The sequence below is a fragment of the Pseudomonas sp. W15Feb34 genome, assembly GCF_023127765.1.
Taxonomy (GTDB): domain Bacteria; phylum Pseudomonadota; class Gammaproteobacteria; order Pseudomonadales; family Pseudomonadaceae; genus Aquipseudomonas; species Aquipseudomonas synxantha_A.
In genome coordinates, this window is the sequence record NZ_SPKN01000026.1 from 1 (window position 1) to 20,326 (window position 20,326).

Genomic DNA, 20,326 nt, shown 5'->3' on the forward strand with positions numbered 1-20,326 from the left:
ACGAGATTCCATCGGTCGCCAAAAAGGCAGCCTGGGGCCTCAAGTACACCCGCTCGATCTCCGATCCGAAGTTCGAAACCGGCACCGTCGAGACCGACAAGGAGCTGCTGCGTAACCTGGTCGCCTACTACTGCGTACTGGAAGGCATCTTCTTCTACTGCGGTTTCACCCAGATTTTGTCCATGGGTCGCCGCAACAAGATGACCGGCGTGGCCGAACAGTTCCAGTACATCCTGCGCGACGAGTCGATGCACCTGAACTTCGGTATCGATGTGATCAACCAGATCAAAATCGAAAACCCGCACTTGTGGGATGCCGAGATGAAGGAAGAAGCGACCCAGATGATTCTGCAAGGGACTCAGTTGGAGATCGAGTACGCTCGCGACACCATGCCTCGCGGCGTGCTGGGCATGAACGCGGCGATGATGGAGGATTACCTCAAGTTCATCGCCAACCGTCGCCTGTCGCAGATTGGCTTGAAGGAAGAGTACCCAGGCACCACCAATCCGTTCCCTTGGATGAGCGAGATCATGGACTTGAAGAAAGAGAAAAACTTCTTCGAAACCCGTGTGATCGAGTATCAAACAGGTGGCGCGCTGAGCTGGGACTGACGTAACCCTGCAGGAGCGAGCAAGCTCGCTCCTGCAGTCAACGGCTTCAGTTCGACACCTGCTCCAGGAAAATCAACTGCAACGGCTCGCTGAGCAAAGCATCCGCCGTGGCGGCAAAGTGCTGGAAGTACGGCGTGGCAAAATGCTCATCCAGTGCTGCCTGGCTCTTGAACGCCTCGCGCATATAGAACGTGCCGGGTTCATCGCGTCGCTCGAACAACACGTAATCCAGATTGCCAGGTTCGGCCCGCGTCGGTTCGATCAGGCTCAGCAAACCAGTCTTGAGCGCGTGTTCTTGGCCAGGTTTGGCCTTGAGTACGGCGAGGGATACCAGGGGTTTGGGCATGGCGATGTCTCTTTGAGTGGGTGGGTTGGAACAGCCGGCAACAGCGGTGAACATCACGGCATACAGCCAGGGTTTGATCGATGCTCTCATGGGTGTCGCTCGCAATGGATTGAAGCCATCGTTGCCCATTTGGCGACGCAGAAACACCGACTAAACACGCTTACACTTTCTTCAAAGGCTTGAAAATGCCGCACTCCATCAAGACCCCTTGCGTCGGCCTGTGCTCCACCGTCTACGGTGATCTGGTCTGTCGGGGCTGCAAGCGCTATCACCACGAGGTGATCCAGTGGAATGGCTATAACCCCGAGGAAAAACAGGCGGTGTGGCTGCGTCTGGAACAGCTACTGGTGCAGGTGATGGCCAGCAAGCTAGAGGTTTTCGACCCACACTGCCTGCGACAGCAGTTGGAGGCCCGCAAGATTCGCTTCATGCCGCACCAGTCGCCGTATTGCTGGGCATACCAGCTGATCGCGCGGGGTGCACGGGTGATTTCCAGGCTGGATGCCTATGGGTTGGCATTGCTGCCGGAGTTTCGCGAGCGCCACCTGGCGGATTTGCGCGATGCGATAGATCGGGAATTCTTTCTGCTTTCAGAGGCGCATTACGAGCGCTATATCGCCCCTGGATTCCTCAAGGATGCCTTCGGGCCAGCCCTGATCGCCACACTCTAAGCAACACCAGCAATCAACTGTGGGAGGGGGCTTGCTCCCGATGGCGGTGTATCAGTCAGCTCAATCAGCTACTGACACGCCGCCATCGGGAGCAAGCCCCCTCCCACAATCAGCAGGTCCAGGGCGCATCCCGTTCTGGCTGCAACCCGTAGAGATGAATCGCGCGCTGACACACCGCCGGCGCCAAACTCCCCTGCTCCACCAATGCCGTCAACGCTGCCAGCACAATATGGTGCCGATCCACCTCAAAGAAATCACGCAACGCCGCCCGTGTATCGCTGCGCCCGAACCCATCGGTGCCGAGCACGGTGTAGCCCGAATCCACGTACGAGCCAATCATCTGCGGCACTCCCCGCACATAGTCGGACACGGCAATCACCGACGCGCCTTTGGGCAAACAGTCATGCAAATGACTGACACGCTTGATGCCCTGCGGATGCAGGCGATTCCAGCGCTCCACCTCTCTCGCTTCCCGCGCCAGTTCACTGAAGCTGGTGACGCTGTACACCGCGCTTTGCACCTGCCAGTCGTCCATCAGCAACTGCGCCGCCGCCAGGGCCTCACGCACCAGCGTGCCGGAGCCGAGCAGGCGCACCTGCGCGTCCTGCGTACCCTGCAAGCGATACATGCCCTTGATGATCGCGCCTTCCACGCCTTCCGGCAGGCTGGGTTGCGCGTAGTTTTCGTTCATCAGCGTCACGTAGTAGAACTCGTCGACATCCTGCTCCAGCATCCGACGCATACCGTGGTCGAGGATCACCGCAAACTCACCGGCGAACGCCGGATCATAGGCGCGGCAATTGGGCACGGCGGCGGCAGCAAGGTGGCTGCTGCCGTCCTGATGCTGCAAACCTTCGCCGCCCAGGGTGGTGCGCCCGGCCGTGGCGCCGAGCAGGAAGCCCCGGGCACGCTGGTCGGCAGCTGCCCAGATAAGGTCGCCCACGCGCTGAAAACCGAACATCGAGTAATAGATATAGAAGGGCAACATGCGCAGGCCATGCACCGAGTAACTGGTCGCGGCGGCCACCCAGGAACTGATGGCGCTGGCTTCGCTGATGCCTTCTTCCAGGATCTGCCCGTCGGTGGCTTCGCGGTAACTGAGGATCGAGCCGATGTCTTCCGGCTCATAGTGCTGGCCGACACTGGAGTAGATGCCAATCTGCTTGAACAGGTTGGCCATGCCGAACGTACGCGCCTCGTCGGCAACGATGGGTACGATGCGCGGCCCCAATTGTCCGTCTTTGAGCAAGTGGGTGAGCATACGGACGAAGGCCATGGTGGTAGACATTTCCTTGCCTTCAGCGGCCGTGGCGAAACCCGCATAACCGCTCATGGACGGCACGCTGACACGCGCTGCGAGCTGGCTGCGGCTGGGCACGTAACCGCCCAGGGTGTTGCGGCGCTGGTGCAGATAGCGTAACTCCAGGCTGTCATCGGCCGGCTTGAAAAAACTCAAGGACTCGACCTGCTCATCCGACAGCGGCAATTGGAAGCGATTGCGAAAGGCAATCAGCGCCTGGCGATCAAGCTTCTTCTGTTGGTGAGTGGTCATCTTGCCCTGCCCGGCTTCGCCCATGCCAAAGCCCTTTTTGGTCTGGGCCAGGATCACCGTGGGTTTGCCCTTGGTCCGGCGGGCAGCGTGGTAAGCGGCGTGGATCTTGACCATGTCATGGCCGCCACGCTTGAGGCGGTCGATCTGCTCATCGCTCAGGCTCTCGACCAGCTTGGCCAGGGATTCACTCTGGCCAAAAAAATGCTCGCGATTATAGGCGCCATCCTTGGCGGCGAAGGTTTGGAACTGGCCATCCACGGTCTGCGAAAGGGTTCGGACCAATGAGCCGTCGACATCCTTGGCGAGCAACGCATCCCAGTCCGAGCCCCACACCAGTTTGATCACATTCCAACCGGCGCCGCTGAACAATGCCTCCAACTCGTCGATGATGCGTCCATTACCGCGTACCGGGCCGTCGAGGCGTTGCAGGTTGCAGTTGACGACCCAGGTCAGGTTGTCCAGGCCCTCGCGGGCGGCCAGGGTCAGGGCTGACATGCTTTCCGGTTCGTCCATTTCGCCGTCGCCGAACACGCCCCATACATGGCGGTCCGAGGTGTCCTGCAAGCTGCGGTGCTGCAGGTAACGCATAAAGCGCGCCTGGAAAATCGAGCTGATGGGGCCAATGCCCATGGAACCGGTGGGGAACTGCCAGAAGTCGGGCATCAACCATGGATGGGGATAGCTGGACAGCCCGCGAGCGCCCTCCTTCGGCCCACCGATTTCTTGGCGGTAGTGGGCCAGATCCTGTTCTGTCAGGCGCCCTTCAAGGTAGGCACGGGCATAAATACCGGGCGCCGAATGGGGCTGGTAGAACACCAGGTCACCGCCGGATTGCTCGCTGCGGGCGCGGAAAAAGTGGTTGAAGCCCACTTCGAACAAATCCGCGGCGCTGGCGTAACTGGCGATATGCCCGCCCAGTTCGCCATACGCCTGATTGGCGCGCACCACCATGGCCAGGGCATTCCAGCGCACCAGCGAGGCGAGGCGCTCTTCGGTCGCCAGGTCGCCGGGAAAAGCCGGCTGCTGCTCGACGCTGATGCTGTTGATATACGGTGTGCCGTGGCGGGGTTTCCAGTCGATGCCCGGCGCACCGCCTTCGCGGGCCAGCAGGTCGAGAATCTCGCGGGCCCGGGCGGGGCCGGCATTGGCCACCAGCGAGGCCAGGGCATCACGCCACTCATCCAGCTCCTGCTGATCCTGCGCCGTGTGATTGACTGCGTGGGCGAAACCGTTCATGGGCACCTCCGGACTTTTTTTCCAGTTTATGTCGGTGCTGAAGGATTTTTTGCCTGTTATCAGGCTCACCCAACAGAATTTTGAGCATGAATCACTGTAGATCGGCTTTATTCCAGCACGTTGTGCTCATGCACCCGCAAACCCGGCAATTGTGTTTAAAATGCCGCCCGCCCGATGACTGACGCACAACGATGAACCCAGACGCACTCGCTACCCTTCACGCCCACTTGCTGACCGCCCTGGCTGACGCACCGGTGGAAACCCGGCGCCTGTTCCATGGCCGTGGCCGTTGCTGGCCGGGCCTGGAACAACTGACGGTGGACTGGCTGCAAGGGGTGGTGCTGGTGGCGCTGTTCAAGGAAACCGAGCACCTGCAAGCCCTCAAGCAGACGCTGCTGAACATCGACTGGGCGAGCTTTGGCGCGCACACAGTGGCGCTGCAACACCGCTACCTGCCGCAAAGCACCACCGAGTGGTTAGTGGGTGAGGCCATCGATGAGCTGACCATCACCGAGGGCGGCCTGCGGTACCTGATCGACCTGGGTAAAAAGCAGAACAGCGGGCTATTTCTCGACATGCGCTACGGGCGCAACTGGGTGCGCGAACAGGCCCAAGGCCAGCGCGTGCTGAATTTGTTTGCCTATACCTGCGGTTTTTCGGTGGCCGCCATCGAAGGCGGCGCCGACCATGTGGTGAACCTGGACATGGCCCGTGGCGCCCTCAGTCGTGGCCGCGACAACCATCGCCTGAACGGGCATGACCTGGGCAAAGTCACCTTCCTGGGCCACGACTTGTTCAAGTCCTGGGCCAAGGTCACCCGCAGCGGCCCTTACGATCTGGTGATCATCGACCCGCCGTCGTTCCAGAAAGGCAGTTTCCTGCTGACCAAGGACTACCAGCGCGTGCTGCGCCGCCTGCCGGACTTGCTCACCGCCCAAGGTACGGTGCTGGCGTGTATGAATGACCCAGCCTTCGGCGAAGATTTCCTGATCGACGGTGTAACCCGCGAGGCACCGGGCCTGCGCTTCGTGCAGCGCCTGGACAACCCGCCGGAATTCCCCGACGTCGATCCGCAAAGTGGGCTGAAGGCCCTGGTGTTCCGTCAGGGTTGATGCCGAATCGTCCTACGCTTGCTACGCTTACGCGGACACCGGGCGGTGAACCTTATCCCCCTCTTCCCGGTCGATACCTGCATTCCCCGGCCAGACTCGACGGCGCTACGTTGTCGGCTGCCCCGTTTGACCTTTTGGAGAACCGCCCGTGATATCGACCCTGCATGTAGCCAGACTCAAAGCCTGGGGCGCCCACGGCTTTACTGCCACCGGAGTGGTACTGGCCTTCCTGGCCACCCTGGCGCTGCTGGAAAACTCCCCCAAGGCGTGCCTGCTATGGCTGGGCCTGGCGCTGGTGGTGGATGGCGTCGATGGCTCGCTGGCACGACGGGTGAATGTCAGCACGGTATTGCCCAGCTTTGACGGCTCGGTCCTGGACCTGGTGATCGATTACCTCACCTATGTGTTCATCCCCGCACTGTTTATCTACCGCTATATCGACCTGCCGGAATTTACCCACCTGTTTACGGTGTCGGTGATTCTGGTGTCTTCGCTGTTCTGCTTTTGCAATGTGAACATGAAGAGCAGGGACAACTACTTCGTCGGCTTCCCCGCCGCCTGGAACGTGGTCGCCCTGTGCGTGTACATCATCCAGCCTGACGCCTGGGTCACCTTGCTGACCGTTATCGGCCTGGCCCTGCTGACCGTGACACCGATGAAGTTTTTGCACCCATTCCGGGTCAAGCGCTTCATGCCGATCAATATTGCAGTGACTACGATCTGGTTGCTGTGCAGCTTCTTGATGGTGGTGGACTACCCCAACACCAACCCGTGGACGTTTGGCTTGTGGTCGCTGATGTCGGCGTATTTCCTGGGGATTTGCATCTGGCGTACGGCGCTGGAATGGCTGGGCGCGCACAAATGACCGAGCACGCTCGGTAAAAATGTGGGAGGGGGCTTGCCCCCGATAGCAGTGGGTCAGTGACCAATAAGCTGACTGACCCACCGCCATCGGGGGCAAGCCCCCTCCCACATTTGAGTCACATCGCAGTAAGATGCTGGCTTTCTGCGGCCCTCCAACAATAAGCCCTGCCCATGCCCTTCGAACTCAGCGTTGACCTCACCACCCTGGCCATCCTGGCCGTCGTTGCCTTTATCGCCGGTTTTATCGACGCCATCGCCGGCGGCGGCGGGCTGCTGACCACACCGGCCCTGCTCACAGCCGGTATGCCGCCTCACCTGGTACTGGGCACCAACAAACTCAGCTCCACCTTCGGCTCGGCCACCGCCAGTTTCACCTTTTACCGGCGCAAGCTGTTCCACCCGCGCCAATGGGTGCACGCCATCGTCGGTACATTGATCGGCGCGCTGACCGGTGCGGTGGTCGCCCACTACCTGCCCGCCGAAACCCTGAACAAGATGCTGCCGGTGATCGTCTTTGCCTGCGGGGTGTACCTGTTGTTCGGCGGTACGCCAAAGGCGCCGGTGGATGCCGAAGCACCGATCAAGAAGAAATGGCAGGCCACCCAGGGCTTTGGCCTGGGCTTCTACGACGGCGTGGCCGGGCCTGGCACCGGTGCATTCTGGACCGTCAGCACGATGCTGCTGCACCCCATCGACCTGGTGAAGGCCAGCGGCGTCGCGCGCAGCATGAACTTCGTCAGCAACGCGGCGGCGCTGACGGTGTTTATCATCAATGGCTCGGTAGACTGGATCGTCGGGCTGGCGATGGGCGTGTCAGTGATGTGTGGCGCGTTCTTTGGCGCACGCAGCGCAATCAGCGGCGGCGCCAAATTCATTCGCCCGGTGTTTATCACCGTGGTGCTGGGCCTGACCGTACGCCTAGCTTGGCAGCACTGGTTCAGCGTGGCCTAAGCGGCGGGCCACGTAGAGGTCGATCAGGTAACGTGCAATCGAACGTGACGCCGGCAACGGCGGCAGTTCGTGGATGTTGAACCACTGCGCATCCTCGATCTCGTCGGCCTGGGGCACGATGTCGCCACCGGCGTACTCGGCGTGGAAACCCAGCATCATCGAATGGGGGAACGGCCAGCACTGGCTGCCCATGTACTGGATATTCTTCACTTCTATCTGCACTTCCTCGCGCACTTCGCGGATCAGGCAGTCTTCGGCCGATTCGCCGGGTTCGGCAAAGCCGGCCAAGGTGCTGTAGACCCCTGTGACGAACCGTGGCGAGCGCGCCAGCAGAATCTCGTCACCACGGGTCACCAGCACGATCATGCTCGGCGAAATCCGTGGGTAGCTGCGCAGGTCGCAAGGCGCGCAGTACATCGCCCGCTCCCGCGGGACCTGAACCATGGCCTGGCCGCAACTGCCGCAGAAACGATGCTCCCGCGCCCAGGTGCCGATCTGGGCGGCGTAGCCCAGCACTCTGTAGAGAGTGTGATCGCCCTGTAGCATGAAACCGCGCAGCCCCTGCCAACTGCACCCTGGCACATCGGCAGCACTGTCGAGTTCCAGCAAGTACACCGGTTCACCATCGAGGTGGCCGATGCCGTGTTCAGCGAACACCGGCAGGTCCTGACGCTTAAGCCACTCCCGAGGGAACAGAGGGCCATTGGCGTCATGCAAAAAGCCCTCACGGCTGCGGGCGACGGCCCAGCCGCCGACGGCGTCGTTATCCAGCAGCGTTGTGGTAATCCAGCCTGGGGTCATATCAGTCAATCCACGAATTCGGGTTTCTGCTTGCTCATATGGGCCGCAATGGCCACGCGCAAGTCGTTGGATTGCAACATAGCCGAGTTCCAGGTGGCAACGTATTCCAGGCCGTCATTGACTGTGTGGTCACGCATGTAGCTGATCATGGCTTTGGTGCCGGTCACGGCGATTGGCGACTTGGCGGCGATTTCATGGGCGATTTCCATAACGCCGGCCAGCAGGCTGTCCTGATCGGCATACACGCGATTGACCAGGCCGATGCTGCGCGCTTCTTCAGCACCGAACTGGCGACCGGTGTAAGCCAACTCACGCAACATGCCGTCGCCGATGATGCGCGGCAGGCGTTGCAAAGTGCCTACGTCAGCGGCCATGCCGATGTCGATTTCCTTGATCGAGAACTGCGCGCCCTCAGCCGCGTAGCGCATGTCGCAGGCGCTGATCAGGTCAATGGCCCCGCCAATGCAGTAGCCCTGGATCGCGGCGAGTACCGGCTTGCGGCAATGGTCGACCGCATTGAACGAGGCTTGCAGCTCGAGGATCTTGCGCCGTAACAGGCGCGCATTACGCCCCACGTCCTTGCTGAACTCATTGGCTATCGAGGCCAGCATCATCAGGTCGATACCCGAAGAGAAATGCTTGCCCGCACCACTGAGCACCACGGCGCGCACGGCATCGGTGTCGTCGATCCATTGGAAGATGTCGATGATTTCGGTCCAGAACGCCGCATTCATGGCGTTGATCTTTTCCGGGCGATTGATCTGCACATGGGCAACGTTGCCGCTCAGTTCGACGACGAAGGCTTGGTATTCGGACATGGCAGTGATCCCTGACTGGCGATTGAGAAAGGCCAGACTATATCAAGGGTGCGCCACGGCGCATCGGCCAAAAGCGGGACTGGCCACGGTGAGGGAAAAGACGCTGGATAAAACCCGGTGCACACGCCATCCTTTGCGCTTTAAGCCGCCCCTGTCAGCGGCGCTCGACGTTTTAAGGATATGCCATGCACGCCCAACCCCTCGCTCCCGCCGATTTCGACTTCATTGACGCCACCTTGCTCAAATACGGTGAAGACCACTCGGTGCTGAACATGGCCGAACTCGACGGTTATTTCACCGCCCTGGTTTCCAGCCCGGCCAAGGTGGACGTGGCCGAGTGGTTCCCGGCGATCTGGGGTGGGCAAAACCCTGAATGGGACAACATGGACGAGGCCCAGGATTTTCTCGAACTGTGTGTACGCCATATGAATACCCTGGCCGCTCAATTGGCCACTGATTCCCAGGCATTCAAAGCCCGTTTCGATGAAACCGAACATCAAGACCAGGCGGTGACGCTGGCTGAAGAATGGTGTTTTGGTTATGTGCGGGGTGTGACGATCGGCAACTGGCCGCCATTGCCCGCCGAACAAGCCGGGCAACTGGAAAAAATCACCGGGTGCGCCGAGCAGGATAATTTCGAACTGCCGGCGGACCTGGATATAAACGTCCATCAACAGCAGGTCAGCGAAATCGAACCGGCTGCGCGGGTGCTGCATGACTACTGGTTGAGCCAGCGTTAAGCCGGGCTTGCTGGCCCCGTCCCACATTTGAATCGGAGCACATTCCAGAAAATTCACGCAGATCACTTGCTCACTCGACAAGCATGGCGTGTTTGCCTGATTATTCGGGTCCGCACGTCGGCCACTCCACTCCACGCCACCTCGCCTTGACCAGGAGCCTTGTACCTTGAGTTCGCAAAAAACCGTGACCGTTACACCGCCCAACTTTCCTCTCAATGGCAAGGTCGCGCCCCCCGGCTCCAAATCCATCACCAACCGCGCCCTGTTGCTGGCGGCATTGGCCAAGGGCACCAGCCGTTTGAGCGGTGCGTTGAAAAGCGATGACACTCGCCATATGTCAGTCGCCCTGCGTCAGATGGGGGTGAGTATCGATGAGCCAGACGACACCACGTTTGTCGTCACCAGCCAAGGCTCGCTGCAATTGCCTCCCCAACCACTGTTCCTCGGTAACGCCGGGACTGCCATGCGCTTTCTCACCGCCGCCGTGGCCACCGTGCAAGGCAGCGTGGTGCTGGACGGCGATGAATACATGCAAAAGCGCCCGATTGGCCCGCTGCTGACCGCCCTCGGCCAAAACGGAATTCAGGTCGACAGCCCCACTGGCTGCCCGCCCGTGACCGTGCATGGCACAGGCAAGGTACAAGCCAGGCGCTTTGAGATCGATGGCGGCTTGTCCAGCCAGTATGTATCGGCCCTGCTGATGCTCGCGGCCTGTGGTGAGGCGCCGATTGAAGTGGCGTTGACCGGCAAAGACATCGGCGCCCGTGGCTACGTGGACCTGACCCTGGATTGCATGCGCGCCTTTGGCGCCCAGGTTGAAGCCGTGGACGATACCACCTGGCGCGTCGCCCCGACCGGCTACACCGCCCGGGATTACCTGATCGAACCCGACGCCTCGGCCGCTACCTACCTGTGGGCCGCCGAAGTGCTGACCGCTGGCCGTATCGACATCGGTGTCGCGGCCCAGGATTTCACCCAGCCGGACGCCCAGGCCCAGGCGGTGATCGCCCAGTTCCCGAACATGCAAGCCACGGTGGTCGGTTCGCAAATGCAGGACGCAATCCCGACCCTGGCCGTGCTCGCCGCTTTCAACAACACCCCGGTGCGTTTTACTGAACTGGCGAACCTGCGCGTCAAGGAATGTGACCGTGTACAGGCACTGCACGACGGCCTCAATGAGATCCGCCCAGGCCTGGCGAGCATTGAGGGCGACGACCTGCTGGTGGCGAGCGACCCAGCCCTGGCCGGCACCGCGTGCACGGCGCTGATCGACACCCACGCCGACCACCGCATCGCTATGTGCTTTGCCCTGGCCGGGCTGAAAGTTTCGGGGATTCGCATCCAGGACCCGGACTGCGTGGCCAAGACCTACCCTGAGTACTGGAAAGCCTTGGGCAGCCTGGGCGTTCAATTGACCTACTGACACGCCGATCGTGAAACTTCGCCGGGAGCGTCAATGACCATTCGCCAACCCTGCCCTCCCGGCGCCTGTGTGTGCGAGCGTGAACAACTGCTGGAGGCGCCCGGCGCGGACCTGCGCATCCTCCAGTTGACGCGACAGCAGGAAAAAATCCTGCTCGAACGCCTTGAAAACCTCAAGAGTCTGCAAGACCTTGAACACATGCAGCAGCGGATGTACGAGCAACTGGGCATCCGCGTGCACATTGCGCCTGGGCATACCGAGGTCAAGAGTATGCGCGGGATCCAGATCGTTATCGACGAGTTGCCGGGCATGTGCCGCAAGACTCGTCAATCGATCCCGGCGTCGATCCGCCGCGGCCTGGAAAAACGCCCCGAGATTGCCTACCGCTTGCTCGATGCCCACGACCTGTTTCGCGACACCTGAATCACCCCGCGACTGTCTCGCGCTGGAACATCCCCTGCCCCACAGCTTTGGCCGTGTGCAAATGCGCCTGGGCGCCCCCGCTCTCCGAATCCAGCAGCAGCTTGGACGTCAGCACCTGCGCCCCGCAGTAATCAAAGATGCCGTAATCGATCTGGGTGTGCATGGCCTTGGCATAGCCGTGCCGATCGAAAGCGCTGTCATCCGCGCCCCCGAGGGCCAGCAGGTGCACCTGCAAGTGGCGCAGTTTTTTCACGACGGGTGTGTCGGGGCCATAATCAATCGCCCAGCCGTTGACGAACACGCGGTCGACCCAGCCTTTGAGCAACGCCGGCATCGACCACCAGTAGATCGGGAAAGCCACCACCAGCGCGTCGGCGCGCTCGATACGCGCCTGTTCGGCCAGCACATCGGCCGGCGGAGTTGCATGAGCGCGGTGCACCTGATGGTCGGCGGCGGTGTAGCGTGGATCGAACCCTTCGGCGGCAAGGTCGGCGATTTCGAAGGTGTGGCCGGCGGCGGTCAAACCGGCGCCTACCTGAGCCGCTACGCTATGGGTGAGCGATTTCCGGTCGTGATGAGCAACTACGATCAAGGCGTGCATGACTTTAACTCCTGACAGGATTAAGCTACGTTTAGTAAGTTACGCCCCTTAAGTTACTTTTGGTATATAAGCATGTCAAGCAGTGAATCCCCTGCCCCACGTCGGCGCTTGTCCCGTGAAGATCGCCAGCGCCAATTACTCGATGTGGCGTGGCAATTGGTGCGCGAGGAAGGCACCGACGCCCTGACCCTGGGCCGCCTGGCGGAGCTGGCAGGTGTGACCAAGCCGGTGGTCTACGACCACTTCACCACGCGTGCGGGATTGCTGGCGGCGTTGTATGCCGATTTCGATGCGCGCCAGGACCAGGTCTTTACCGAGGCCATCGACACCAGTAAGGCGACGCTAGAGGACCGGGCATGGGTGATCGCGTCGGCGTATGTCGATTGCGTGCTGTTGCAGGGCCGGGAAATCCCCGGAGTGATAGCCGCGCTGAGCGGCTCGCCGGAGCTGGCGGTACTCAAGCGCGAATATGAGGCGATCTTCCTGGAAAAGTGCTCCAACGCACTGTCACCGTTCGCCTCGGGCGGCGGTGTTTCCAGGGCCGGCTTGCGCGCTATGCTCGGTGCGGCGGAAGCCCTGTCTCATGCGGCAGCCAATGGCGAGATCAGCCGTGAGGAGGCCCAGCAGGAATTGCTGGCGACCATCCTGGGGATGGTCCAGCGGGTCAAATCGTAGGAAACCGCTGCTGGATGTACAGCTGCACCTTGCGCGTCAACTGATCCAGATGCCGGTCACGCTGTTTTTCAGCGTCGACCATGGCGCGCTTGCCGTGCTTTTGCAGCAGGTAGGTATGAATCTGGCGCACTTCCAGCGAACGATAGATCGCTGCCACATCCAACACCCCCATCAAGCCATCGGTGCCGTAGTCCCGGGTGTTCATCAGCACTTGGGTGCCACGTGCGCCGCGCACTTGAAAACCCATGGCCTCGAATGCCGGGACCTTCTCCACCGCACAGGCCAGTTCGGCGTGGGGATAGCGCGCCAGCACATCGCCTAGCATTAGCTTGGCCACGCCCTGGCGACGAAAGCCGGCCTGCACCGCCATAAAGGCAATGCCGCAGGCTTGAGGGTCGTTCTTGACCGGCAGATACAGGCAAAAACCGACAACGGTTTCGTCCTGCATCGCCACGACCAGCTCGACGGCGATGCCCTTCTCGCCATTCAACGCCTCAAGGTACAAGTGCACCTCAAACCCGATGGCGTACTGGTAGATGTTGTAGAGCAAGTTACTTGGCGCCAGCGCGACACTGCTGATGTCGGTGAGGTTGTCCACCACCATCTGCAGGATCTGGCTATTGACCGATTCGGGGCACGGCGTGGTGTAACGGGTAAGGCTGAACATGCAAATTCCTGGAGTTTCGCGTCAAGGCAGCGGCGATTGTACCTGTTGCAGGCAGCTCATGGCCCGCACAGTGAACGCAGGTAACGGGCCTTGCCGCCTATCTTGCTGCACTGATCGTGTTGGACACATATTGACAAGCTAAATTCGTAACGACTATTGTCTGACAACCTGATTACCAAGGTTTCATCATGCTTGAGCTCCAGCGCCCCGACTCGCTTGTCGTACGGGTTGTCAGCGCCATTCGCGCAGAAATCGAATCCGGCCAACTGGCTCCGGAGTCGCGCCTGCCTACCGAACAGCAATTGGCTGAACAGCTCAACGTCAGCCGCTCTGTGGTGCGCGAGGCCATTGCCCAGCTCAAGGCCGACGGTGTTCTCACCGCCCGCCGGGGGTTGGGGTCGTTCATTTCGCAGACCCCGGCCGGCACTGTGTTCCGTTTCCCGCAGCAAAATGGGCGACGGCCTGACCTGGCGCAGATGTTCGAAGTGCGCCTGTGGATCGAAACCCAAGCCGCCTCGATTGCCGCCCAGCGCCGTGACGCCGCCGACCTGCAACGCATGGAAAGCGCCTTGCAGGCCATGCAGGACCATCGCGACGACTTTGAAGCCGCAGCCCTGGCCGATGTGGAATTCCACCGCGCCATTGCCGACGCCAGCAAGAATGACTACTTCGTGGCCTTCCATGACTTCCTCAGAAGCCAGCTGGCGAGCGCACGCAAGACCGCCTGGGAAAACTCTGCCTCGCGCTTCGCCACCGGCTCGGCCGATGCGACCCAGGAACACCAGCAGCTCTATCAGGCCATCGCCGACGGTGATGCCCAACGCGCCGCTGCCAGTGCAGAGGCCCATCTGCGTGCATCCGCACGGCGCTTGCAACTGGAACTGCCTCCCATCAACTGATCGACTTTTTAAAGCGTGTCCCCGGACACGCCATTTTTTTAACAAAAACATTAGTCTGACAACCTGATAAGCAGACCAAAATGTCTAACCTTAGGTACTCCCAGCAATGATTCACGACTTTTGCATTATCGGCGGCGGCATCGTCGGCCTCGCCACTGCCATGGAACTGCTCAAGCGCCAACCCGGCGCATCACTGGTGATCCTGGAAAAGGAGCCGGTGCTGGCCAAGCACCAGACCGGCCACAACAGCGGCGTGATCCACGCCGGCATTTACTACGCCCCCGGCAGCCTCAAGGCCGACCTGTGCAGGCGCGGTGCCGAAGCCACCAAGCAGTTCTGCCGCGAACACGGGATCAAGTTCGAGGTGTGCGGCAAGCTGCTGGTGGCCTCCAGCCCCCTGGAAATGCAACGCATGGAAGCCCTGCACGCCCGCGCCCAGCTCAACGGTATGCAGGTCGAGCGCCTGGATGCCGAGCAACTGCGCGAGCGTGAACCAAACATCGTCGGCCTGGGCGGCTTGTTTCTCGATGCCACCGGCATTGTCGATTACCGCCAGGTGTGCGAGACCATGGCCCAGGTGATTCGCCGCAACGACGGGCAGATCTGCCTGGAACGCACGGTCACTGCGATCCACGAAGACACCGATAAAGTCACGGTCCATACCCAGGGCGAAACCTGGCAGGCGCGGCACCTGGTGGTGTGCGCCGGTTTGCAATCGGACCGCCTGGCGCGCCTGGCAGGGATCAGTATCGACCATCAGATCATCCCGTTTCGTGGCGAATACTTCCGCTTGCCGGCGGCAAAGAACAACATCGTCAACCACCTGATCTACCCGATCCCCGACCCGCAGTTGCCGTTTCTCGGCGTGCACCTGACACGCATGATCGACGGCAGTGTCACCGTCGGCCCGAATGCCGTGCTGGGCCTGGGCCGCGAGAACTACCGCAAGTTCTCGGTGAACTGGCGCGATGTGGCGCAATACGCCAGCTTCCCGGGTTTCTGGAAAACCCTCTGGCAGAACCTCGGCTCCGGCACCACCGAGATGAAAAACTCTTTGTTCAAGTCCGGCTACCTGGAGCAGTGCCGCAAGTACTGCCCTTCTCTGACCCTCGACGACTTGCTGCCCTACGAGGCCGGTATCCGTGCCCAGGCAGTCATGCGCGACGGCAGCCTGGTACACGATTTCCTATTCGCCCAAACCCCGCGAATGCTCCACGTGTGCAACGCACCTTCACCGGCCGCCACCTCGGCCATGCCCATCGGCGCGATGATCGCCGACCGTCTGTTCCAGCCTCAGTAATACCCGTACTGCCCGTTCACCCAAAAATAACTACAAAGACCAGAAGGAAATCCAGCATGTCGGCATCCGCCTCCATCCCCGGCACCGAAACGCCCGAACAAACCCGCAAGCGCCTGCGCAAAGTGGCCGCCGCCACCATCTTTGGCTCGATGCTGGAGTGGTACGACTTTTACCTGTACGCCACCATGGCGGCCATTGTGTTTTCGAAGATCTTCTTCGATAACAGCGACCCGAAAACGGCCACGCTGATGGCCTTTTCCACCTTTGCCATCGGCTTTATCGCCCGCCCTTTCGGCGGTATTCTGTTCGGCTACCTGGGTGACAAGTTCGGACGCAAGCAGGTGCTGGTGCTGACCTTCTGCCTGATGGGCGTGTGCACCACGCTGATCGGCCTGATCCCCAGCTATGCCTCCATCGGTATCTGGGCGCCGATCCTGCTGGTGTTCATCCGCATCATCCAGGGGCTGGGCGCGGGTGCTGAACTGTCGGGCGCCGCGGTAACTTCCTACGAACACGCCTCCCATGGCAAGCGCGGCAGCCAAGGTGCCTGGCCGGCACTGGGGCTGAACCTGGGCCTGTTGCTGTCCTCACTGACCATTTACCTGCTGACTATCAACGGTAACGAGTTCTTGCTGGCCGGCGGTTGGCGCATCCCGTTTATCTGCAGCATCGTGCTGGTGGGCGTGGGTCTGTGGGTGCGTAACAGCATTCCGGAAACCCCGCAGTTCGAGGAACTGAGCAAGGAAAAAGCCAAGGCCAAGCCGTCGCCCCTTAAAGCGTTGTTCAAGAACGACCTCAAGGGCCTCGCCGTGGTGTTCTTTGTCGCGATTGGCTACAACGCCCTGAGCTATATCTTCAAGACCTTCTCCCTGGCTTACCTGACCCAATTCAAAGGTGTGGATGTACACGTCACCTCCCTGTCGGTGACCATCGCCAGCCTGGTGGCCATCGTGGCCGTGCCTTGCTTTGGCTGGCTGTGCGACAAGTGGAGTAGCAAGACCGTGTTGATGCTCGGCGGTCTGTGCTCGCTGCTGTTCGCCTACCCGTTCCTGGCCCTGCTCAACAGTGGTGAAAGCCTGATGATCTATCTGGCCATCGGCGTGGGCACCGGTATCCTTGCGCCGATGATGTTTGCGCCCCAGGGCTCGTTCCTGAGCCGGCAATTCCCGACCCAGACGCGCTCATCGGGTTTCGGCACCGGGCGCGAAATCGGCACCGCGATTGCCGGTGGCCTGGCACCGCTGGGCGCGCTGTCGATGGTGGCGGCCTCGGCCACTCACTCCACCGATGGCGTGGTGGTTATCCTCGCGATTTCCGCCCTGCTGGTGGTGGTGTTCGCCCTCTGCGATCAGGGTGCAAAACACTCGACATTCAAGAACTGAAGAAAAAAGTTCGGACCAACGGGTGCATGGATGCACCTGGATCGCGCATCATGGGCACTTTCAAGCTCAAGGGTAACGTCCATGCGCGTTCTGTCATTGATGATGGGTCTTACGACGCTGGCCGCCACTACGGTGTTCTGCGCCAGCGCGATGGCGAATGAAGAAAGTCAGTTAGTCCAACAGATCAACCAATACCGCAGCCAGGTGCAACGCTGCGGTGACCAGGGTTCCCAGGAACTGCCACCGCTGACCAGCGACACACGGCTGGTGCTGCCGGCCTCCAATGTCGGCGATTTGCAGCAGTCGCTGGCGCGGGCTGCGTACCCTATGGTCAACGTGCAGGCCATCAGCCTGTCCGGGCCCAAGGATGCCGACGCCGCCATGAAAGCAGTGCGCGAAAGCTTCTGTCGGGTCGTACTGGACCCGCAATATGTCGACATCGGCGTCAGCAACAGCGGCCAGGATTGGCGCATCGTGCTGGCCCGCCCGCTGCTGACCAGTGGCCTGGGCGACTGGCAGACCGAAGGCAAGCAACTGCTGAACCTGGTCAACGCTGCGCGCGCCGAACCACATCAATGCGGCACCCAGGCGTTCAGCGCGACCACGCCGCTGTCGTGGAACGACACCCTGGCCAGCGCGGCCAACAGCCACACGCGCAACATGGCCAACGGCAACTTCTTCGACCACCTGGACCACGACGGTCGTACTCCCGGTGACCGCGCCGAACTGGCCGGGTATATCGCGAAGAACATCGGCGAAAACATCGCTGCCGGCCTCGATACCCCTCGCAAGGTCGTGGACGGTTGGCTCGCCAGCCCCGGCCATTGCGCCAACCTGATGAACCCGCAATTTCGCGAATTGGGCGCGGCCTACGCGATGGACCCCAAGAGCGATGCGGGTATCTATTGGACAGGTGTATTCGCCGCTCAATAACCTGGATATTCGTGCTGAACTGGGAGCAGTCATTCAGGTCTGTTGCTTGAGAACCTGAGGTTTCAGGCAATAGTCGAACCGCGGTAGATAAGGTGTTGACCCCATGATGAATTGGCTGCAAGGCAGCAGCGACATGGCCGAGCGGGTCCGCCAGCATGATTGGGCCAGTACGCCCCTCGGCCCGCTGGAGCAGTGGTCCGATGTATTGAAGACCACCGTCGCGCTGTGCTTCGCTTCCAGGTTTCCCCAGGCCATTGTTTGGGGGCCTGAGTTGATTACGCTCTACAACGATGCATTCCGGCCGATCCTGGGCAACAAGCCGGAGGCACTGGGCCGCCCTTTCAGCGAGGTGTGGCACGAGGCCTGGAGCGAGATAAGCCCCATCGCCAGCGCGGCGTTCGACGGTCATGCCACCTATATTGAAAACTTCCCGCTGATGCTCAAGCGCAATGGTGCGCCGGAACAGGCGTATTTCACTTTTTGCTACAGCCCTATCCGCGACTCCCGAGGCAACCTAGTGGGCATGCTCGATACGGTGACCGAGACCACCTCCACCGTATTCCTCGCCCGTCGCCTGGCGGTGCTGGATGCCATCGGCAACGCCGTGGCCAGCGCCACCGACGCCGAAGCCATCATGACATCGACCACCCAGCTGCTGGCGCAACACCTGCAAGTGTCGATTTGCGCCTACGCCGATATGGATGAGGATGAAGATGGCTTCACTATCCGTGGCGACTGGGCGGCACAGGGCTCACCCAGCATCATCGGCCACTACAGCCTGGCGGCGTTCGGCGAACGCGCGGTGAGTGCTCTGCGTGCCGGTCAGCCCCTGGTGATCCGCGATAACCTGATCGAACTGCCCGCCGATGAGTCGGCAACCTTCCAGGCGCTGGGCGTCACGGCTACCATCTGCGTGCCGCTGATCAAGGATGGACGCCTCACGGCGTTGATGGCCGTGCATGACAAACAGCCCCGCTACTGGTCGCCCTACGATCTGGCGTTGTTGGGTGAAGTGACCGAACGGTCCTGGGCGCACATCGAACGCGTGCGCGCCGCTGCCGCCGTACGCGAAGGCCTGGCGGCCTACACCGAACTCAACGCCACGCTGGAGCAGCGCGTGGAAGAACGCACCCTCGCGCTGGCCCAGGCCGAGGCCGCGCTGCGCCAGTCACAGAAGCTTGAAGCCATCGGCCAACTGACCGGCGGCGTCGCCCATGACTTCAACAACCTGCTGACCATCATTCGCTCGTCAGTGGACTTCCTGCGCCAACCGAACTTGTCGCAAGAGCGTCGCCAGCGCTACATGAGCGTCGTCTCCGACACCGTGGAGCGGGCCAGTAAACTCACCAGCCAATTGCTTGCCTTCGCCCGTCGCCAGCCGTTGAACCCGCAGGTATTGGATGTCAGCCAGCGGGTACGCAACATCGGCGAGATGCTTGAAAGTGTCACCGGCGCCCGCATTCATGTACAGGTGCAGTTGCCCGATCAGCCGTGCTACGCACGCATTGACCCCAGCCAACTCGAAACCGCGCTGCTCAACATCGCACTCAATGCTCGCGACGCAATGGACGGCCAGGGCACCCTGACCCTCAAGGTCGCCACACAGCAAGCGCTGCCGCGCATCCGCGGTGACGCCGAGTCGCGCCTGCCGTACATCAGCATCTCTCTGACCGACACCGGCACCGGTATTGCCGGCGACACCATCGACCGTATCTTCGAGCCGTTCTTCACCACCAAGGCCGTTGGCAAAGGCACCGGGCTGGGCCTGTCGCAAGTCTTCGGCTTTGCCAAACAGTCGGGCGGCAACATCGATGTGGCAAGTACCCTCGGCCAGGGCACTGTGTTCACCTTGTATTTGCCCCAAGTGGAAGGCGAACCCGCCCCGCAGCAGGACGAGCAGGAGCAACTTGTACCGCCGCAGGAGGCTGCCCAACGGCATGTTCTGATCGTAGAAGACAACCTGGAAGTGGGACGTTTCGCCAGCCAGATCCTCAAGGACCTGGGCTACAAGACCACTTGGGCGACCAATGCCGAGCAGGCACTGGCCCTCGCTGGCAACGACGCCCGAGCCTTCGACGCGATTTTTTCGGATGTGGTCATGCCGGGGATGACCGGCGTTGCGATGGCCAGACTGCTGCGTGAGCGGCGTCTGGACCTGCCGGTGGTACTTGTCTCAGGCTACAGCGAAGAGCTGGCGGACAGCGGTTATGAGGGGTTTGAGTTCCTCGCCAAACCCTACTCCGCCGAACAGGTCGCCAGGGCGTTGGTGAGGGCGATGTCCAAGGATCAGACCGCTACGGCCACCTGATCAAGACCTTGAG

General features: G+C 61.1%; 20 protein-coding genes. 14 read left to right on the forward strand and 6 right to left on the reverse strand.

Going from position 1 to position 20,326, the window contains the following annotated elements; genetic code table 11:
• Nucleotides 1–611, forward strand: a 611-nt coding sequence (locus E4O97_RS12620) for a ribonucleotide-diphosphate reductase subunit beta (RefSeq protein ID WP_248130164.1), incomplete at its 5' end; no start/stop codon positions are given.
• 46 nt (nt 612–657) lie between these two features.
• Here E4O97_RS12620 and E4O97_RS12625 read toward each other — a convergent pair.
• Entirely contained in the window at nt 658–957 is a 300-nt protein-coding gene (locus tag E4O97_RS12625; RefSeq protein WP_032875681.1) for a putative quinol monooxygenase, read from the reverse strand.
• A gap of 185 nt (nt 958–1,142) precedes the next feature.
• Between E4O97_RS12625 and E4O97_RS12630 the strand changes: the two genes are divergently transcribed.
• A complete protein-coding gene (locus tag E4O97_RS12630; RefSeq protein WP_078821444.1) occupies nt 1,143–1,628 on the forward strand; it encodes a DUF1289 domain-containing protein in 486 nt (161 codons plus the stop codon).
• Nucleotides 1,629–1,737: 109 nt separating this feature from the next.
• On the opposite strand, the gene mdeB is transcribed toward E4O97_RS12630, so the two are convergent.
• Nucleotides 1,738–4,416: an alpha-ketoglutarate dehydrogenase gene (gene mdeB / locus E4O97_RS12635; RefSeq protein WP_248161438.1), complete on the reverse strand. Its 2,679-nt coding sequence runs from the start codon at nt 4,414–4,416 to the stop codon at nt 1,738–1,740.
• Nucleotides 4,417–4,607: 191 nt separating this feature from the next.
• Between mdeB and E4O97_RS12640 the strand changes: the two genes are divergently transcribed.
• The 3 genes from E4O97_RS12640 (at nt 4,608) to E4O97_RS12650 (ending at nt 7,343) form a co-directional block, all read left to right on the forward strand.
• Nucleotides 4,608–5,528, forward strand: coding sequence for a class I SAM-dependent methyltransferase (locus E4O97_RS12640; protein WP_078821446.1), 921 nt, complete (start codon nt 4,608–4,610; stop codon nt 5,526–5,528).
• Nucleotides 5,529–5,676: 148 nt separating this feature from the next.
• Complete coding sequence (pcsA, locus tag E4O97_RS12645) at nt 5,677–6,393, forward strand: phosphatidylcholine synthase (protein WP_248161439.1); 717 nt, start codon at nt 5,677–5,679, stop codon at nt 6,391–6,393.
• A 170-nt stretch (nt 6,394–6,563) separates the two neighbouring features.
• Nucleotides 6,564–7,343, forward strand: coding sequence for a TSUP family transporter (locus tag E4O97_RS12650; protein ID WP_005788530.1), 780 nt, complete (start codon nt 6,564–6,566; stop codon nt 7,341–7,343).
• Here the strand turns inward: E4O97_RS12650 and nudC are convergent.
• Both nudC and E4O97_RS12660 read right to left on the reverse strand, forming a co-directional pair.
• Nucleotides 7,311–8,144, reverse strand: a complete 834-nt coding sequence (gene nudC, locus E4O97_RS12655; RefSeq protein ID WP_248161442.1) for an NAD(+) diphosphatase — start codon at nt 8,142–8,144, stop codon at nt 7,311–7,313. The two genes, E4O97_RS12650 and nudC, sit on opposite strands and share 33 nt — an antisense overlap.
• Nucleotides 8,145–8,149: 5 nt before the next feature.
• Nucleotides 8,150–8,962, reverse strand: a complete 813-nt coding sequence (locus E4O97_RS12660; RefSeq protein WP_032875698.1) for a crotonase/enoyl-CoA hydratase family protein — start codon at nt 8,960–8,962, stop codon at nt 8,150–8,152.
• Nucleotides 8,963–9,147: 185 nt separating this feature from the next.
• Here E4O97_RS12660 and E4O97_RS12665 point away from each other — a divergent pair, with 185 nt between their 5' ends.
• From E4O97_RS12665 to E4O97_RS12675, 3 genes are all read left to right on the forward strand, one after another.
• Nucleotides 9,148–9,702 (forward strand): UPF0149 family protein, encoded by a 555-nt coding sequence (locus E4O97_RS12665; RefSeq protein WP_216091300.1) that lies wholly within the window; start codon nt 9,148–9,150, stop codon nt 9,700–9,702.
• Nucleotides 9,703–9,868: 166 nt separating this feature from the next.
• On the forward strand, nt 9,869–11,125 hold the full coding sequence (locus tag E4O97_RS12670) for a 3-phosphoshikimate 1-carboxyvinyltransferase (protein ID WP_228309827.1): 1,257 nt from the start codon (nt 9,869–9,871) through the stop codon (nt 11,123–11,125).
• Nucleotides 11,126–11,158: 33 nt separating this feature from the next.
• On the forward strand, nt 11,159–11,548 hold the full coding sequence (locus tag E4O97_RS12675; RefSeq protein WP_005788540.1) for a hypothetical protein: 390 nt from the start codon (nt 11,159–11,161) through the stop codon (nt 11,546–11,548).
• Between the two features lies 1 nt (nt 11,549).
• On the opposite strand, the gene E4O97_RS12680 is transcribed toward E4O97_RS12675, so the two are convergent.
• Nucleotides 11,550–12,149 (reverse strand): NAD(P)H-dependent oxidoreductase, encoded by a 600-nt coding sequence (locus E4O97_RS12680; protein WP_005788541.1) that lies wholly within the window; start codon nt 12,147–12,149, stop codon nt 11,550–11,552.
• Between the two features lie 72 nt (nt 12,150–12,221).
• Between E4O97_RS12680 and E4O97_RS12685 the strand changes: the two genes are divergently transcribed.
• Nucleotides 12,222–12,824 (forward strand): TetR/AcrR family transcriptional regulator, encoded by a 603-nt coding sequence (locus E4O97_RS12685; RefSeq protein ID WP_223018923.1) that lies wholly within the window; start codon nt 12,222–12,224, stop codon nt 12,822–12,824.
• Here the strand turns inward: E4O97_RS12685 and E4O97_RS12690 are convergent.
• Nucleotides 12,814–13,491, reverse strand: a complete 678-nt coding sequence (locus E4O97_RS12690) for a GNAT family N-acetyltransferase (RefSeq protein WP_103734275.1) — start codon at nt 13,489–13,491, stop codon at nt 12,814–12,816. The two genes, E4O97_RS12685 and E4O97_RS12690, sit on opposite strands and share 11 nt — an antisense overlap.
• A gap of 188 nt (nt 13,492–13,679) precedes the next feature.
• On the opposite strand from E4O97_RS12690, the gene E4O97_RS12695 reads away from it, so the two are divergent.
• The 5 genes from E4O97_RS12695 to E4O97_RS12715 all read left to right on the forward strand — a co-directional run bounded on the left by E4O97_RS12695 (nt 13,680) and on the right by E4O97_RS12715 (nt 20,313).
• Nucleotides 13,680–14,390, forward strand: a complete 711-nt coding sequence (locus E4O97_RS12695; protein ID WP_078821451.1) for a FadR/GntR family transcriptional regulator — start codon at nt 13,680–13,682, stop codon at nt 14,388–14,390.
• Nucleotides 14,391–14,496: 106 nt separating this feature from the next.
• Complete coding sequence (lhgO, locus tag E4O97_RS12700; RefSeq protein WP_216091296.1) at nt 14,497–15,690, forward strand: L-2-hydroxyglutarate oxidase; 1,194 nt, start codon at nt 14,497–14,499, stop codon at nt 15,688–15,690.
• A gap of 56 nt (nt 15,691–15,746) precedes the next feature.
• Entirely contained in the window at nt 15,747–17,072 is a 1,326-nt protein-coding gene (locus E4O97_RS12705) for an MFS transporter (RefSeq protein WP_228309825.1), read from the forward strand.
• Between the two features lie 81 nt (nt 17,073–17,153).
• Nucleotides 17,154–18,005 (forward strand): CAP domain-containing protein, encoded by an 852-nt coding sequence (locus E4O97_RS12710; protein ID WP_005788547.1) that lies wholly within the window; start codon nt 17,154–17,156, stop codon nt 18,003–18,005.
• Between the two features lie 103 nt (nt 18,006–18,108).
• On the forward strand, nt 18,109–20,313 hold the full coding sequence (locus E4O97_RS12715) for a GAF domain-containing protein (RefSeq protein WP_216091294.1): 2,205 nt from the start codon (nt 18,109–18,111) through the stop codon (nt 20,311–20,313).
• Nucleotides 20,314–20,326 lie beyond the last annotated feature (13 nt).